At 37.4% G+C, this 15,805-nt stretch carries 10 protein-coding genes; 9 read left to right on the top strand and 1 reads right to left on the bottom strand.

From position 1 onward, the window contains the following. The first annotated feature begins 115 nt into the window (after positions 1 to 115). The 9 genes from tsf to LQV47_RS12680 all read left to right on the top strand — a co-directional run bounded on the left by tsf (position 116) and on the right by LQV47_RS12680 (position 14,732). A complete protein-coding gene (tsf, locus tag LQV47_RS12720; protein ID WP_047488703.1) occupies positions 116 to 943 on the top strand; it encodes a translation elongation factor Ts in 828 nt (275 codons plus the stop codon). A gap of 337 nt (positions 944 to 1,280) precedes the next feature. Further along, the gene (locus LQV47_RS12715) at positions 1,281 to 4,118 is read left to right on the top strand and encodes a gliding motility-associated C-terminal domain-containing protein (RefSeq protein WP_230037423.1); all 2,838 of its coding nucleotides are present in this window, start codon (positions 1,281 to 1,283) and stop codon (positions 4,116 to 4,118) included. Positions 4,119 to 4,398: 280 nt separating this feature from the next. Then, positions 4,399 to 7,251 carry a T9SS type B sorting domain-containing protein gene (locus LQV47_RS12710; RefSeq protein ID WP_230037421.1) on the top strand — a complete coding sequence of 951 codons (2,853 nt, stop codon included), beginning with the start codon at positions 4,399 to 4,401 and terminating at the stop codon, positions 7,249 to 7,251. A 113-nt stretch (positions 7,252 to 7,364) separates the two neighbouring features. Beyond that, positions 7,365 to 10,763, top strand: a complete 3,399-nt coding sequence (locus LQV47_RS12705) for a T9SS type B sorting domain-containing protein (RefSeq protein ID WP_230037418.1) — start codon at positions 7,365 to 7,367, stop codon at positions 10,761 to 10,763. A 170-nt stretch (positions 10,764 to 10,933) separates the two neighbouring features. Then, positions 10,934 to 11,725, top strand: a complete 792-nt coding sequence (locus LQV47_RS12700) for a hypothetical protein (protein ID WP_230037416.1) — start codon at positions 10,934 to 10,936, stop codon at positions 11,723 to 11,725. A gap of 295 nt (positions 11,726 to 12,020) precedes the next feature. Next, positions 12,021 to 12,782, top strand: a complete 762-nt coding sequence (locus LQV47_RS12695; protein WP_230037414.1) for a DUF6759 domain-containing protein — start codon at positions 12,021 to 12,023, stop codon at positions 12,780 to 12,782. A gap of 125 nt (positions 12,783 to 12,907) precedes the next feature. Then, positions 12,908 to 13,585 carry a tRNA (guanosine(46)-N7)-methyltransferase TrmB gene (trmB, locus tag LQV47_RS12690; RefSeq protein ID WP_230037412.1) on the top strand — a complete coding sequence of 226 codons (678 nt, stop codon included), beginning with the start codon at positions 12,908 to 12,910 and terminating at the stop codon, positions 13,583 to 13,585. Positions 13,586 to 13,602: 17 nt separating this feature from the next. Further along, entirely contained in the window at positions 13,603 to 14,292 is a 690-nt protein-coding gene (locus LQV47_RS12685; RefSeq protein WP_230037410.1) for a DUF6759 domain-containing protein, read from the top strand. A 5-nt stretch (positions 14,293 to 14,297) separates the two neighbouring features. Then, the gene (locus LQV47_RS12680; RefSeq protein ID WP_230037408.1) at positions 14,298 to 14,732 is read left to right on the top strand and encodes a DUF6759 domain-containing protein; all 435 of its coding nucleotides are present in this window, start codon (positions 14,298 to 14,300) and stop codon (positions 14,730 to 14,732) included. Positions 14,733 to 14,885: 153 nt separating this feature from the next. Here LQV47_RS12680 and rpsB read toward each other — a convergent pair whose 3' ends face one another. Continuing rightward, positions 14,886 to 15,647 carry a 30S ribosomal protein S2 gene (gene rpsB, locus LQV47_RS12675; RefSeq protein WP_230037406.1) on the bottom strand — a complete coding sequence of 254 codons (762 nt, stop codon included), beginning with the start codon at positions 15,645 to 15,647 and terminating at the stop codon, positions 14,886 to 14,888. Positions 15,648 to 15,805 lie beyond the last annotated feature (158 nt).

Raw genomic sequence — 15,805 nt, 5'->3', positions numbered from 1 at the left:
ATATTAATAACGTGAAAAGTCATTTTTTAGTTTATCATTAAAATCATTATCTTTGCACTGCTTTAAAATTAAGCTAAAAATTAATACTAATCTTAAATAAAAAATAATAGATATTATGTCTTATACACCAGTTGCTGCTGACGTAGCGAAATTAAGAAACCAAACAGGTGCAGGTATGATGGACTGCAAGAAAGCTCTAGTTGAAGCTGAAGGAGACTTCGAAAAAGCGGTAGATATCCTTAGAAAAAAAGGACAAAAAGTTGCTGCTAACAGAGCTGACAGAGAGTCTGCTGAAGGAGCGGTAATTGCAAGAGTAAATGAAGACAATACTTTAGGGGTTGTTATTTCTTTAAATTGTGAGACTGACTTCGTTGCTAAAAATGAAGCTTTCATTGAATTAGCTTATGAATTAGCTGAAATGGCTATTTTCGCGGCTACTAAAGAAGAGCTTTTAGCTACTGATTTCCACGGAATGACTGTTGCTGAAAAATTAATTGAGCAAACAGGAGTTATCGGTGAAAAAATCGAGATTGGATCTTTCGAAAGAATTCAGGGAGATTTCTTAGGAGCTTATATCCACGCTGGAAACAAAATTGCTGCTATCACTTCTCTTTCTGCTAAAGTAGACGGAGCTGACGAAGCTGCTAAAGCTGTTTCTATGCAGGTTGCTGCCATGAACCCAATTGCTTTAGACGAAACTAGAGTTTCTCAGGAAACTATCGATAAAGAATTAGAGATCGAAAGACACAAACTTACTGAAGAAGGTAAGCCTGCAAACATTATCGATAATATCCTTAAAGGTAAAATGCAGAGATTCTACAAAGACAACACTTTGGTACACCAGGACTTTATTAAAGACGGAAGTATCTCAGTTGCTGACTATGTAAAATCTGTAAACGGAGACCTAAAAGTAACAGGATTTGTAAGAGTAAGCTTAGTGTAATCAAGCTTTCAAAAAAATATTTGATCCCGATGAAATTCATCGGGATTTTTTATGCAGTATTCCAGCTAATACGAACACAATATAACATGAATTTTAAATATTCAACAAGTAAGTATTCATAGAATTCTCCATGCTAAAAATCAATTATTACTTAATAGATTTGCGGTCCTTTATCATAATTTTTTTTAAATGGGCAGAACCGGGTATACAATTACCAGTTTCACATTTGGATTGGCTTTTAATTAAAAATCGAGAATAATTCATCGTATTTATTGGTATTTTTTTAACAATATTTAAAATTTTATTTTAATTTTGTAGAAATCCTAATTCCCAACACATGAAAAGATTTTTACTTGGCTTAGTATTGGTTTTTTTTACAATTAACACAGTATTTGCTCAAAGAGATACAGAACACTGGATAGCGCCCTACTTCAGTAATGCCGGCAACTATTCCAACAGGATCTATTTATCCACAGATTCTGTAATTCCTTTTGATGTAAAAATATATAACAATAATAATCCTACTCCGATTGCTACTGTTACAATCAGTAAAGGAAACCCTCAGTCTGAATTTATTGATCCTAGTCTGGTATCCACTTCAGCAACTACCGATGCTTTCAAATCTATTGGAAAGGGATTGTATCTGAAAGGAGACAAACCTTTCTACTGCAGTTTAAGACTTGCCCAATCTGCACATGGTGAAATTATCACCAGCAAAGGAAAAGCAGGTATTGGAAAACAGTTTTATGTTGCTACCCCTCCTAATACAAATACATCTAACAGTATTAATAATTTCACAGCAGGAATTTTGGCTACGGAAGACAATACTACAGTAACAGTAACCTGGAATGGAACCGGAGTTCAGTTTTATAATGGTACACCTACAGGAAACACCCAGACCTTTACACTAAACAAAGGAAAGGCCTTTATTTTTGCCGGTACCGGAACTAATACAGCAAACCTTAGTGGCTTTATTGGTGCTAAAGTTGTTGCAGACAAACCTGTAACCCTTACCAACGGAAGCTGTAACGGAAATTTTTCTTCTGCCCCAAGTGGCTCAGACCCTATTCTGGATCAGTCTGTTCCTACAGACAGACTTGGAAGCACCTTTGCTATGGTAAAAACAAGATCCACAGCTCCCAATCTTAATATGGAAGGAGGCCTTATCGTAGCTACAGAAGACAATACTGAAATATATTTAAATGGGGCTACCACTCCTGTTCAGACCATTAATGCGGGAGGATGGTATAGAATCAATGAGACCAACTATGTTACCCAACCCGGTGCAGGAGCTCATTCCAATATGCTTATTTCAACTTCAAGAAATGTTTATTTATACCAGTTTATTGGAATAGATAATAGTGATGCTACCAATGGATTCAACTATATACCACCATTAAACTGTTTTCTTCCAAGAAAGATTGACGAAATTGGAAAGATCAACCAAATGCCACTTGGCACATCTGGTGCAAGCACTACCCCAAGTGATCTCCATGTAAAATTAAATATTTTAACTGAAACCGGAGCTGCAGTAACCGTAAACGGCGTTGCCCCGACAGCCGCTGAAGGCCCTTACCCACTTACGGGAAATACACAATGGGTAACGTATGCTATCAATGATATATCAGGAAATGTAACCATCACTTCTACCAAAGCGGTGACCGCAGGGATTAACGGCGGATACAGTACTGCAGGATATGGAGGATATTTTGCAGGGTTTTCATCAATTCCCGTTATTGCAAAAGTAACAGGAGAGTGTGTTCCGGGATTAATACTGGAAGTAGATGATGGCTATGAAACCTATCAGTGGTTCCGCAACGGGACGGCTGTAGCAGGTGCAACTTCATTCACCTACACTCCTACCCAATCAGGAAATTACACCGTGAAAGTAACCATGGGGACTTGTCCTCCCGTTACTACTCCTATCTATAAAGTACAAACATGTTTAAAGCGCACTACACAGGCTCTCAATGCATGTTCCACTAAAGTTATTACACCGGCATTTACGTCTTCTACTCAAACGCCTGCGCCAGGTACAGTAATGATTATCAGTGCTCCTACTCACGGAACAGCTGTTATCAATCCTGCAACAGGACAAATTACCTACACTCCGAATGCCAACTACCTGGGACCAGATGTAATTGTGTATAAATTCTGTGGAGCAGCTACCGAGTTTATCGACTGTGAAGAAATTACCTTAAATCTTACAGTAGTTCCTTTCATCGTACAGGATGCCAGCATTAAAGCATGTTGGTATGATGTAGACCCTTATGCCTATTTTGACCTTACTAAAGCTAAAGTAACTGATTATAATGCAGTTGTAAAAAAATATTACCGTACCCTTATTGATCTTAACGCAGGCATCAATGAAATTACAACTCCCGACAACTTCCCTGCTACAGGAGGATTTGTATATGTAAAAATAACAACAGCTGAAGGCTGTACTGCCAGTGCAAAAATTGAGCTTATTGCACTGCCTATCAAAAAATCACCTCTTCTTGTAGACCAGTATATCTGTATGGATGCTAAAACCAATATTGATGCAGGACCGGGATATGACTCTTATCAATGGAACACAGGAGCTACTACTTCAGGGATCAGAGATGTAGGAGTGGGTGAATACTCTGTAATATTGGGTAAAGACGGATGTTTCATAACGCAGATTGTAAGAATAAGAAAAGCTGAAGATCCGGTTATCCAGCAAATTGAGATTAACAATAACAGTGCATCTGTTATTGTAACCGGAGGTAAGGCTCCTTACAAATTCGCAGTTGACGGAACTGTAAACTGGCAGGACTCTAATTCCTTTGGAGGATTATCAAGAGGACAGCATACATTCTATGTAAAAGATGCCTACGATTGTACTCCGGTTTCTGTTGAGATCACTGTTCCTAATTTATTAAATGCAATTACCCCTAACGGAGATAATGTAAATGATTATATAGACTACAGCGAGCTGGCTTATAAAGAAAATCTTTCTTTTGTAGTGTATGACAGATATGGAAACATGGTCTTTACCGGAAATAAGTTTAATAACTACAAATGGGACGGAAGACATTTCGATAAAAAGCTGGGAACAGGAACCTATTGGTACCATATCAATTGGAACGAGCCTAATAAAGAAAAAACTCCAATAAAGTATACAGGCTGGATCTTAGTAAAAAATTTAGAATAGAATACTTTCATACTTTTTAGAAACCACGATAATCATCGTGGTTTTTTATTTTAAAACACTTCTTACGCAGCCACATTAAGTAATACCAACTCAATAAAGTCAAAAATTCAATGAAATGTGGGGATTTGATGAAAAAAAGCGAATATCAGATTTTAGCTATAATTTATCAATCACAAGTAGGCAATGCACGTATATTTATTAATTTGGCAACTAATATTAAAAATATTTTCAATACTAACCAATTATTCTATTATTTTTGTAAAAATCTAATTTTACATCTATGAAGAAAATTCTATCCGTTTTTCTGTTATTCTTTGCGGCAGTCCAAATGCTCTTTGCCCAAAGAGATACAGAACATTGGTTTGCCCCGATGGCAGCCAGGTCAACAGTACTCAGCAATCCCAAGCAGGCTTTGTACTTTTCTACAGATTCTGTCACGCCCTTTCCTGTAGAAATATACAGCAATGGTGCTTTATTGGCTACTGTTACCATCAGTAAAGGTTCTCCTCAAACATATGACGTACCCTTAAACAGAATGGTTGCCAGTACCAATGGTGAACTTTTTACCCCGGGTAATAAAGGCTTATATACAAAAGGAACAAAACCTTATTTCGTTACCTATAGATTTTCAGTATCCAGTCATGGTGAGATCTTAACATCAAAAGGTAAAGCAGGAATCGGTACAAAATTCTATGCCGCTACAGCTCCTATTGAAGAGTTGGGAAGTTTATATAATTTCACCACAGGTATCTTGGCTACAGAGGACAATACAAAAGTAACTGTTTCCAATTATAGTGCTAATATTATATTTACTAATGGCTGGACAGGTGCTACCAACCCCACTATTACTTTTACCCTTAATAAAGGGCAGTCTTACATTATTGAAGGAACAGGGGATAAAGCAATGAACAAAGAAGCCTTCATTGGAGCCAAAATAGAATCAGACAAACCTATTTCTGTTACCAATGGAAACTTTAATGGCCAGTTTGCTATACCTTCAACAGGATATTGGGATGGTTCCGATATTATTATGGACCAGTCTGTACCCGTGGACAGATTAGGAAATGAATTTGTAGTTGTAAAGGGAAATGGCAACATCAGTAAAAGAATGGAAGACGCTTTAATCATCGCTACTGAAGGTGGAACCCAGGTATATATCAACAATGGAACTACTCCTGTTGTTACTCTTGCTGAGGGAGAAAGTTACAGAGTGAATAAAGCAAGCAACACCAATTATATCAACCAGGGAAATAATCATTACAACATGTACATAAGAACAACAAAAAATGTATATGTATATCAATTAATGGCAGGTATTGCAGATAGCAATGCTACTCTTGGATTCAATTATATTCCGCCATTAAACTGTTATCTTCCAAGAAAGATTGATGAAATTGGAAAGATCAAAGACCTTCCTTATTATACCACCCTATCCAATCATATTGTTAAATTAAACATTCTGACTGAAAATGGAGCTGCCGTTACCGTAAATGGAGCTGCACTACCGGCAACTCAGGGACCATTTCCTGTAAGTGGAACCTCCAATTGGGTATCCTATTCAGTTCCGGATATTACCGGCAATGTTACCATAACCTCTACAAAAGCTGTTACAGCAGGTATTTCCGGAGGAAGTGGTGTAGTGGGATATGGTGGATACTTTGCAGGATTCTCTTCAATTCCTGTGATTGCAAAACAAACCGGAGATTGTATCCCGGGATTAGTATTGGAAGTAGGAGACAGTTTTGACACGTATCAATGGTTTAGAAACAATACACCTATTCCTGGTGCAACAACAAATTCTTATACTCCTACACAATCAGGGCGTTATACTGTGAAAATTACTGTTGGGACATGTCCCCCGGTAGTTACCCCGGAATATAAAGTATTCACTTGCCTTAAGAAAACTACTTTAACTGATACCGTATGTGATGTTGTAAAGCAGATTGTTCCAACATTCACCAACTCTACCCAAACTGTAGTTCCGGGAACAGTAACCATTCTTACGCCTCCAACTCATGGTAATGCCATCATTGATCCTGTTACGGGAGTGATAAGCTATGCCCCTTCTTTCGGATATATAGGACCAGATACCATCGTGTATCAGTTCTGTGGCAATGATCCTGAATTTACAGATTGTGAAGAAATAACATTAAACTTAACGATATCTGAGAGCCCTGTAGTAAAGAATGCTTCATTAAGAACTTGTTTCATTGAATCAAACCCTGCAACAGGTCTGTTCAATCTTACCAATGCACTGGTTCACGATCCGGGTAATTATACTAAGAAATACTACCCGTCTCTTGCTGATGCCCATGCAGGAACCAATGAAATTCTAAACCCAACAGCTTATATAGCTCCAACGGGGGTTGTTTATGTGAAAGTATCCAACACCAATGGATGTTACAGAGTGGCAGAGGTCACTTTAACCGTGTTACCACCAGTGAAATCTGATCTGTTGGTTGACAAGATCATTTGTATGGAAAATAAAACAACACTTGATGCAGGACCTGGATTTAAAAGCTACGAATGGAGCACAGGAGCAACAACTCAGGCTATACAGAATGTAGGCGTGGGAACGTATTGGGTAAAACTTAAAACAGGAGACTGTGTTACCTTACAAACGGTAAAAGTATATGCTTCTGAACAGCCTGTAATTTCTAATATTGATATTTCAAACAATTCAATTACAGTGTATGTAATAGGTGGAACTCCTCCTTATAAATATTCTATTGATAACCTTAACTGGCAGGATTCTAATGTATTTACCAATATGCCTAGAGGTAACGCAAGCGTATATGTAAAGGATGACTATAATTGTACACCACTGCAGGTAGATATTACAATTCCTAACCTGATTAATGTAATTACACCTAACAATGACGGGGTAAATGATGCTATTGATTATTCTGCATTAGCCAATAAAAACAATCTCGTTATTAACATTTTCGACCGATACGGAACTAAAGTCTATCAGGCGGATAAATCCAACGGATACAAATGGAATGGAACCCTGGACGGAAATAAGAAAATTTCTACAGGAAATTATTGGTATGAAATAGGCTGGACCGAACCAACCGGTAAGCAAACTGCCATTAAATTCACTGGCTGGATTTTAGTAAAAAACAGAGAGTAAAAAATTAGAAATACATTTTTCAAAACCACGATCTTAAAGTCGTGGTTTTTTTATTAGTTTTTCAAGGTTTTAATATCATTTATTATTAAATTTGTGATAAATACTAATACTGAATGAAGAAAATTCTATCTTTTCTATTTATATTTTCTATTTTCACCTTTACCTTTGCCCAATTAGACAGAGAACATTGGTTTGCCCCAATGATAGACAGAACTGGCAGCCCCAATCCTTATCAGAAAATCTATCTATCTACCAATAGAACCACTCCTTTTCCGGTTAATATTTACAATAACAATATTCTGATTGGAACGGTGAACATCAGTAAAAACAATCCTCAAAAGTTTGATGTACTGAGGGAATATATTATTACCACCCAGCAGGCAGACTTATTTACCCCCACCACAAAAGGATTATATTTAAAAGCAGAATTTCCTTTCTATGCTAATTTAAGATTCTCCGTATACAACCATGCAGAAATCATTACCTCCAAAGGAATCCCGGCGACCGGAAAAAACTTTTATGCAGCATCTGCACCGCTCTCTGTAAGCAATACTATCCTTAATTTTATGACCAGTGTTTTAGCTACAGAAGATAATACTACAGTCACAATTACAGGATACAGCCCGCTTGTACAGTTTTCAAATGGAACTACCGGAACAACTAATCCCACGATGACTTTTACCCTAAACAAAGGACAGTCTTATATAATTGATGGTATCGGGAACAGTATCGGAAATTTTGACGGCTTTATAGGATCAAAGATCATCGCAAACAAGCCGGTAAATATTACCAATGGAAACTTTAACGGACAGTATGCCGGCGACTATCCCTCAAGTTCAGATATTTTAATGGATCAGGCTGTACCGGTAGAAAGGCTTGGTAATGAGTTTGCCCTTGTAAAAGGCAATGGGAGCGTAGGAACCAATATGGAGGGCGCTGTAGTGATTGCCACCGAAGACAATACTCAGATCTATGTAAATAATGAAATTGTACCTATAGCGACCATCAATACGGGAAAATATTTTGTAATTCCCGATACAAAATACAGTTTGCAGGGTGGAGGACATTACAACCTGTATGTTAAAACATCTAAAAACGCATATGTATATCAAATATTAGCAGGAAGCGACAATGCTTTAAATCAGGTAGCAACCGGTGGATTTAATTTTATACCAGCCCTGAATTGCTATTTACCAAAGCAGATTAATGAACTTGGCTTTATTAATGAAAATTTTGTATACTCCAATGGAAACCCTTCAGGGATTCTCAATATTCCAACAAAATTAAACCTTATTACAGAAAGAGGAGCGAATGTAACAGTGAACGGGGCAACCCCGCCAGCAAATACAGGGCCATATGACATGACCGGTACAACCAATTGGGTGACCTATGGAATACCCAATGTAACCGGAACGATAACCATAGTTTCAGATAAAGCAATTACTGCCGGCATTAATGCAGGAAGTGATGCAGTAGGATATGGAGGCTTTTTTGCAGGCTTCCCTACTCAGCCTGTCATTATAAAATCAGGAGGAGACTGCGCGCCGGGAATTATCCTTACTGTAGATCCTATTATTTATGACACTTACCAATGGTATAGAAACGGAGTTTTAATTACCGGAGCTACGGGATCTTCTATTACTCCTACTCAATCAGGCTATTACACATGTACTGTAACCATGGGGCGCTGTGCTCCTTTAGTTACCGGGCAATATAAAGTGTTGAACTGTACGAAGCTCAATACAGCCACTTATGATGTATGTACCACCCAAACCATAACACCAGCTTTTAGCAGTTCACCACAGACTCCTGTACCAGCTACAGTGGCCATTACAACAGCTCCTACCCTGGGTACAGCAGCTATAGATCCGGTTACCGGAATCATTACCTATACCGTTAATACTCCGGGTACTGCAGGAACGGATACTTTTACCTATACTTTCTGTGGAAATGATCCTGATTTTCCAGATTGCGAAACCATAACTGTCACCATCAATATTCTCGCCCTTACTGTAACAGACAGAACCTTAAGTGCCTGTGATATTAATGGGCTTGGTGTATTTAATTTAACCACTGCAAACGTCACAAATAATTCCCCTGTTACCATTACCTATTATCCTACCCTTACGGATGCCCAGACAGAAAATCCGGCTGCCCTGATTGCGGTTCCGGATTCATATTCTGCGCCGGACGGAACTATTGTTTATGCTGTAGTAAAAAACAATCTTGGCTGCAAAAGCATAGCTAAAATAACCCTCAATCTATACAACAAAGCCATCGTATTAGATAACTACAATGGCGTCTTCTGTGACGATAACCTGGATGGTACTGTGAATATTATTTTATCCAATATCACGGCTATTGTCCTTAACAATCCTACATATTTTACAAATGTTCGGTATTATGCCAGCTTCGCAGATGCTACCGCCGGAAATGCTAATACGCTTTCTAATACCTGGAGCTATACCGGTCCTGTGACCATCTATATCAGAGTAGATTCTCCGGATGGATGTGCAACAGTGATTAAACCTTTACAATTCAGTATCGGAAGCAAATTGCAATTATTAATAACATCGGCTAACCAGGATGTATGTGATGATGACTTAGACGGAATAAAATCAGTTAATTTATCACAGTACATAGCTCAGTTCACAACAGACCCTGCAGTTACCTTTACTTTCCACGGAAGCTTGTCTGAGGCACAGAATAACATCAATCCTATTTCACCAGCTGTGAATATTACTATGTCTCAGACCTATTACATCCGTTTTGAAAAAAATGGAGTATGCCCGGAAGTGGCTTCTATTAAAATCACCATTAAAATTCCTAAAAAATCAAACCTGCTGAAGGATCAGGCGATCTGTCCTAAAATGACCACCACACTGGATGCCGGCCCGGGATTTGACAAATATTTGTGGAGTACGGGAGCTTCAACGCCTTCTATCACCAATGTTCCTGTAGGAAGCTATTGGGTAGATCTTACCTCGAACGGTTGTGTGTACAGGCAGCACGTCAACGTCACAGAATTACCGCTCCCCATTATTACGTCTATTGAAATTGACGGAACTACTGTAAAGATAGGGGCAAGCGGTGGTACCCCTCCTTATGAGTATTCTCTGGACGGTGTGGTATGGCAGAGTTCAAATGTTTTTCAAAACGTGCCGAGAGGAGCCCACACAGCGTTTGTAAGAGATTCCAAATTGTGTGAAGAGGTTAAAAAATCATTTGCGATCATTAATCTTATCAATACCATTACTCCAAATGGTGACGGATACAACGAAGGCATAAACTATTCGGCTTTAATGGCCAATGATAACCTGGTATTCAGGGTTTTTGACAGATATGGCGCGGAAGTCTTCAGAGGAACTCCTGAAAATAAATATACATGGGATGGAAGATTAGGCGGCAGATATGTACCTACTGCTACTTATTGGTATTTTATCAGCTGGACAGAGCATGGATCCGGACTCGAGATAAAGTATTCAAGCTGGCTTTTGGTAAAACATAGGTAAAGACAATTATAAATGTATAAAAGGCCCTGTTTCCGGCATTAAACATATTTAAAACTAAGTTTATAACACTCATTAACAATTTAATACTAAAGTTTAATATAACTTTAACCTCTATTCTCTATCATAATAGGAACAAATTGCCGTATTTCTATGTAATTTTGCCCCATTATATGAAGAAACTGTTTACTCTATTATTATTGGTTTTCCTTGCAAAAATCAATGCTCAAATATATTCCGGAGAGGTATTTCTAAGAGATAATTCTATTTTATACCTTAATCAGGTTTATGTTACCAATCTTAATTCCCAGAAGACTGTGCTCACAGACTATAATGGAAATTTTAATATTCCTGCCAATCCGGGGGATGTTATCCGTTTTACCTCTATTGTTACAGAGAGAAAAGATATCAAACTAACCCCGCAGTTAATAGAACAGAAAAACTTAATTGAGCTCAAAATAGCGTATTATGAAATACAGGAGATTGTACTCACCCGATTCAAGCCTACCGGAAACCTTCGGTATGATGTAAACTCTATCAGAAAAGAGGATAAGAGCCTTGCCCTCAAAAAAGTAATCGGCCTGCCGCAGCCCAAGGGTGACGGCACTCCTCCAGAGCTTCCTGTTGCAGGGTTAAGAGACGGTGGACTTACATTAAGCCTGGAAAGCATTTATGATATGCTCTCCGGAGAAAGGAAGAAAAAACAGCGTTATCTTGCCTATGAAAGAATGAATGGCTCTGTAAGTCAAATAAAAAATTATTTAGGAAAGGATTATTTCCTGAGGTTTAAAATCCCGGAAAACCTGATAGATAACTTCCTGCAGTTTGTATATACCTCTGAAAACATTCAGCCTTATGTACTGGCAGGAAATTTTGAAGCTATCAAAATCCCAATTGAAAAATATATTCCAATCTATCAGAAAAGATTAAGAAACTCTCATCTTCAGGAAATTATTGATAAATAAATACCGATCTATCTGTCCTGCAAATAGATTCAGAAAATCATACAAATAACCATGAAGTATTTTCATGGTTTATTTTTTATAAACGAACTGTGTGCTTATCTGTTACAACCAACCGTTTTCAGTTTCTGAAGACTGAAATTTCGCTAAAGAAAATTCTTTATTATTCAAAAATATACGTATTTTTAGGTCACAATTTTGTGTTTAAAATAAAAACAATACTATTTCGTTATAGTTAACACTAATTACCACCAAACCAAATTAAGAGAAAGTATCCATTTCTAACTTACTATTATTAATGAAAAAATTACTTTTACTTCTTGTTTCAGTGCTGTTCTTTAATCTGTCTGCCCAAAAAAAGGGAAAAGACTACACCAATGTTATAAAAAGCAACAACATCTACGAGATCAATGCTTTCTTAAGAGATGCTCATCCTGATGATCCGCGAAGGTCTATCTTAAAGCCCCGGGTCATGGAATTGATGAAAGAGTATATCAAAAATGCCCATCCTGAGGATCAAAAGGTCAAAGATATGCAGGAAATGCTTGCCCTGCTCAGAAGAAGACCATCTACCAAGATCAGCTTTGATGAAATGAATGCTATTATCAAACAGAAACAGATTGCAAAATATAAAGCCGAGCTTGCAGCAAAACAGTCTACCGCAGTATATACTCCGAGTACCAGTACAAATACATTTGTAGCCAATACAACCACTAATACAGCTATTCCGGACGCAGAGGCTGAAGAATTCAATATGCTGATGGCAGTATCCCCTACCGAACATCAAAACAGAACCGTCAAAATACTTAACTCTTTATTTGACAATGATCCTAATGCAAGAGAATGTATCGTCCTGATCCAAAATAAATCAGACTGTAATATTATTGTAAGAATGGAGGGAGTGGGTACTACCAAATACAGACTTGCTGTGCCTTCAAAAGGGGAAAGCTCTGTGGTGATAGAAAAAGGACAGTATCTTTTTACCAGTTTGGTATGTGGTGCGCAATATGCTTCCCAAAAAACGGTCCAGCGGCCTATTATGGTAGCATTAGGAAACTAGCTTTCCTTTTTATCCCGAATAGTTTTTATCCTCTTTTTGTTATACTACCCATTGTAGTTAAAAGTAAACAGATCTAATTATTATCGTTAATTTTTTCATATTTTTGCAGTCATTTTATAAATTCAATGGGCAAGAATAAATTAGCAAGATTTGCAGAAAACAAAATATTACCAAATGTTATCCAACCTACAAGAGAGGAGGCACTGAAAGGCTTTGAACTGAAAGGTAACTGGAGGAAAGATTTCTTTAAAAATGACCATCCTATCGTATTGGAATTAGGATGTGGAAAAGGTGAATATTCTGTAGGCCTCGCAAAAGCATTTCCTGAAAAAAACTTTATAGGAATTGATATCAAGGGAGCCAGGTTTTGGTTTGGTGCCAAAGAAGCTGTGGAAAGCAATATGAATAATGTAGCTTTTTTAAGAAGCCAGATTGAGCTTGTGGATCATTTTTTTGCTGAAAACGAAGTAGATGAGATCTGGATTACTTTTCCTGATCCACAAATCAAATATAGAAGAACAAAACATAGGCTTACACATCCGGACTTTTTAGACCGGTATAAAAAGTTCCTGAAACCAGGTGGTATCATTCATTTAAAAACAGATTCAGAATTCTTACATGGATATACACTCGGCTATTTACAGGGAGCAGGCTATGATATTATTAGCGCTCACCATGATATTTACGGTGCACCGGAATATGATCCGGATACGGAACATTTGAGAGATATTAAAACACATTATGAAGAACTGTTTTCAGCTAAAGGAAAAACTATAACCTATATAAAATTCCGGATCAGCTGATGAAATAACATACATTGATGAAAAAAAAATTTTTAACGATTTTATTTTTCACTTTCCTTACCCCGGTCTTTACCAATGCTCAAAAAGGCACCAAAGACATTCTTAAAAGCACAAAAATCAAGGAAATTGAAGAATATTTAAAGAACGCACATCCTGACGATCCCAAAAGGGCTGTTCTTAAACCTAAACTCATTGCTCTAAAAAATGCAGAGTGGACAAAAGGAGCTCATACTGCCAAACCTATGGAAGCAAGACCTATTATCTCTGATATTCCCAAAAGCGTCTTGAGGAGCCCAAATTCCAGTGAAGCTGAAGAGTTTAAGAAGCTGATAGCTGAAACATCTGAAGAGCACAAAGAAAAGACGGTAAAGCTTCTGAATGCAATGCTCAGTGAGGATATTACCAGAAAAGAGGCTATCCTGCTGTTTAAAAATAATTCGGATTGTAATATCGTTTTAAGGATTGAAGGAAAAGATTATTATAATTTAGCAGTCCCTGCACATGGAGAAAATGTTGTAATCATTAATAAGGGCTCTTATACCCTAAGCAGCAATGTTTGCGACCTGAAATACTTCTCTAAAAAGGAGATTAAGAAAAGTATATTTATAACGATTGGCAATCCGGGGCAGTCTCCGGCGGAAACAGATAATAAACCACAAACGGATCCAAAAGAACCGATCCCGAAAAAGAAAAAAGCAAAAAAATAAACCGTATGAAAAAGCGATTGGTCTTTATAGGTATATCCATTATCCTTACCAGCTGTAATGCTAATTATGGAAACTATCCGATAAGAAAACCTTTCCCCTCAGGTAATTCCAGCAGTGCGGCCAGTACAGAAAGAGAATACAGCGAACTGATCAGGACCTATAAGCCTGAAACCGCCGATGTTCTTAATGATCTTCTCAATAATGATGACCCGGGGAACCCAAGGACCTCTCTTTCTATAGAAAATCAATCCTCATGTAATATGGTACTTACAGTAAGCGGAAATAATTTCTTTAAAAAGATTCCTATAGCTTCCGGAAAAATAGGCTACACTATGGTTCCCAAAAATCAGAATTACAGATTATCCGGCATGGTATGTAATTCTTCCTACCAATCGACAAAATACATTACCAGCTCGTATTCTGTAAAACTTTCAAGATAAAAGTAAAACCCACAGAAATCTGTGGGTTTACTGTTAAACTCCCTTTTTCAGTAAGCACGAAAACAAATCCACTTTTATTACCAAAAAAGTTAAAACAAAAAGCCACCGAATAAAATTCAGTGGCTTTTTATATATGTAAAGAAATATCTTTAATTATTCAGCATCGAAATCAGCATCTGTATCAGCAGATACTTTTTCTCCTTCTTCTTTAGATTTTTCTTTATCAGCTTTTCTTTGAGACTGACCTTCTTTGATAGATTCAGAAACAATATTCAGGATCATATCAATAGATTTAGAAGCATCATCGTTTCCTGGGATAACGAAGTCTACTTTTCTTGGATCAGAGTTTGTATCAACAATACCGAAAACTGGAATACCTAATTTCTTAGCTTCAGTTACAGCAATATGTTCTCTCATAATATCTACAACGAAGATTGCAGAAGGAAGACGAACCATGTCAGAGATAGAACCTAAGTTTTTCTCTAAGTTAGCTCTTTGTCTGTCAACTTGTAATCTTTCTTTCTTAGATAAAGTTTCGAACGTACCGTCTTTTTTCATTTTGTCGATAGAGTTCATCTTCTTTACAGCCTTTCTGATAGTAACGAAGTTCGTTAACATACCACCTGGCCATCTTTCTGTGATATAAGGCATATTAAGTTCTGAAGCATGTTTTGCAACAACTTCTTTCGCTTGCTTTTTAGTTGCAACGAATAGAACTTTTTTACCTGCAGAAGTTAATTTTTCTAAAGCGCTGCAAGCTTCATCTAATTTAACTGCTGTTTTATGTAAGTCTACAATGTGAATACCGTTCTTCTCCATAAAAATGTATGGAGCCATATTTGGATTCCACTTTCTAGTCATGTGACCGAAGTGTACACCAGCCTCTAAAAGGTCTTTTACATTTGCTTTTGCCATGTTTTCTGTTTTTGTTAGTTTACTTTCCGTCTTTTAAACAATCAACAACTTCTTTAGATGGGAGAAGCGTTTGGATGCTAAACGTAACGGGCAATGTGGCGTAAGGCTTTTTGCTTGTAGCAATGGCTTTTCGCCGAGATTAAGTTTAAAAAAAATTT

The sequence above is a fragment of the Chryseobacterium sp. Bi04 genome, assembly GCF_918698085.1.
Lineage (GTDB): Bacteria > Bacteroidota > Bacteroidia > Flavobacteriales > Weeksellaceae > Chryseobacterium.
The sequence above is the reverse complement of the archived record's forward strand: the minus strand, read 5'-3'. Positions and strand labels throughout refer to the sequence as shown.

Excerpts from the sequence above, each read along its gene's own strand:
- tsf (WP_047488703.1), top strand. The coding sequence starts at position 116 with ATGTCTTATACACCAGTTGCTGCTGACGTAGCGAAATTAAGAAACCAA.
- LQV47_RS12715 (WP_230037423.1), top strand. The coding sequence starts at position 1,281 with ATGAAAAGATTTTTACTTGGCTTAGTATTGGTTTTTTTTACAATTAAC.
- LQV47_RS12710 (WP_230037421.1), top strand. The coding sequence starts at position 4,399 with ATGAAGAAAATTCTATCCGTTTTTCTGTTATTCTTTGCGGCAGTCCAA.
- LQV47_RS12705 (WP_230037418.1), top strand. The coding sequence starts at position 7,365 with ATGAAGAAAATTCTATCTTTTCTATTTATATTTTCTATTTTCACCTTT.
- LQV47_RS12700 (WP_230037416.1), top strand. The coding sequence starts at position 10,934 with ATGAAGAAACTGTTTACTCTATTATTATTGGTTTTCCTTGCAAAAATC.
- LQV47_RS12695 (WP_230037414.1), top strand. The coding sequence starts at position 12,021 with ATGAAAAAATTACTTTTACTTCTTGTTTCAGTGCTGTTCTTTAATCTG.
- trmB (WP_230037412.1), top strand. The coding sequence starts at position 12,908 with ATGGGCAAGAATAAATTAGCAAGATTTGCAGAAAACAAAATATTACCA.
- LQV47_RS12685 (WP_230037410.1), top strand. The coding sequence starts at position 13,603 with ATGAAAAAAAAATTTTTAACGATTTTATTTTTCACTTTCCTTACCCCG.
- LQV47_RS12680 (WP_230037408.1), top strand. The coding sequence starts at position 14,298 with ATGAAAAAGCGATTGGTCTTTATAGGTATATCCATTATCCTTACCAGC.
- rpsB (WP_230037406.1), bottom strand. The coding sequence starts at position 15,647 with ATGGCAAAAGCAAATGTAAAAGACCTTTTAGAGGCTGGTGTACACTTC.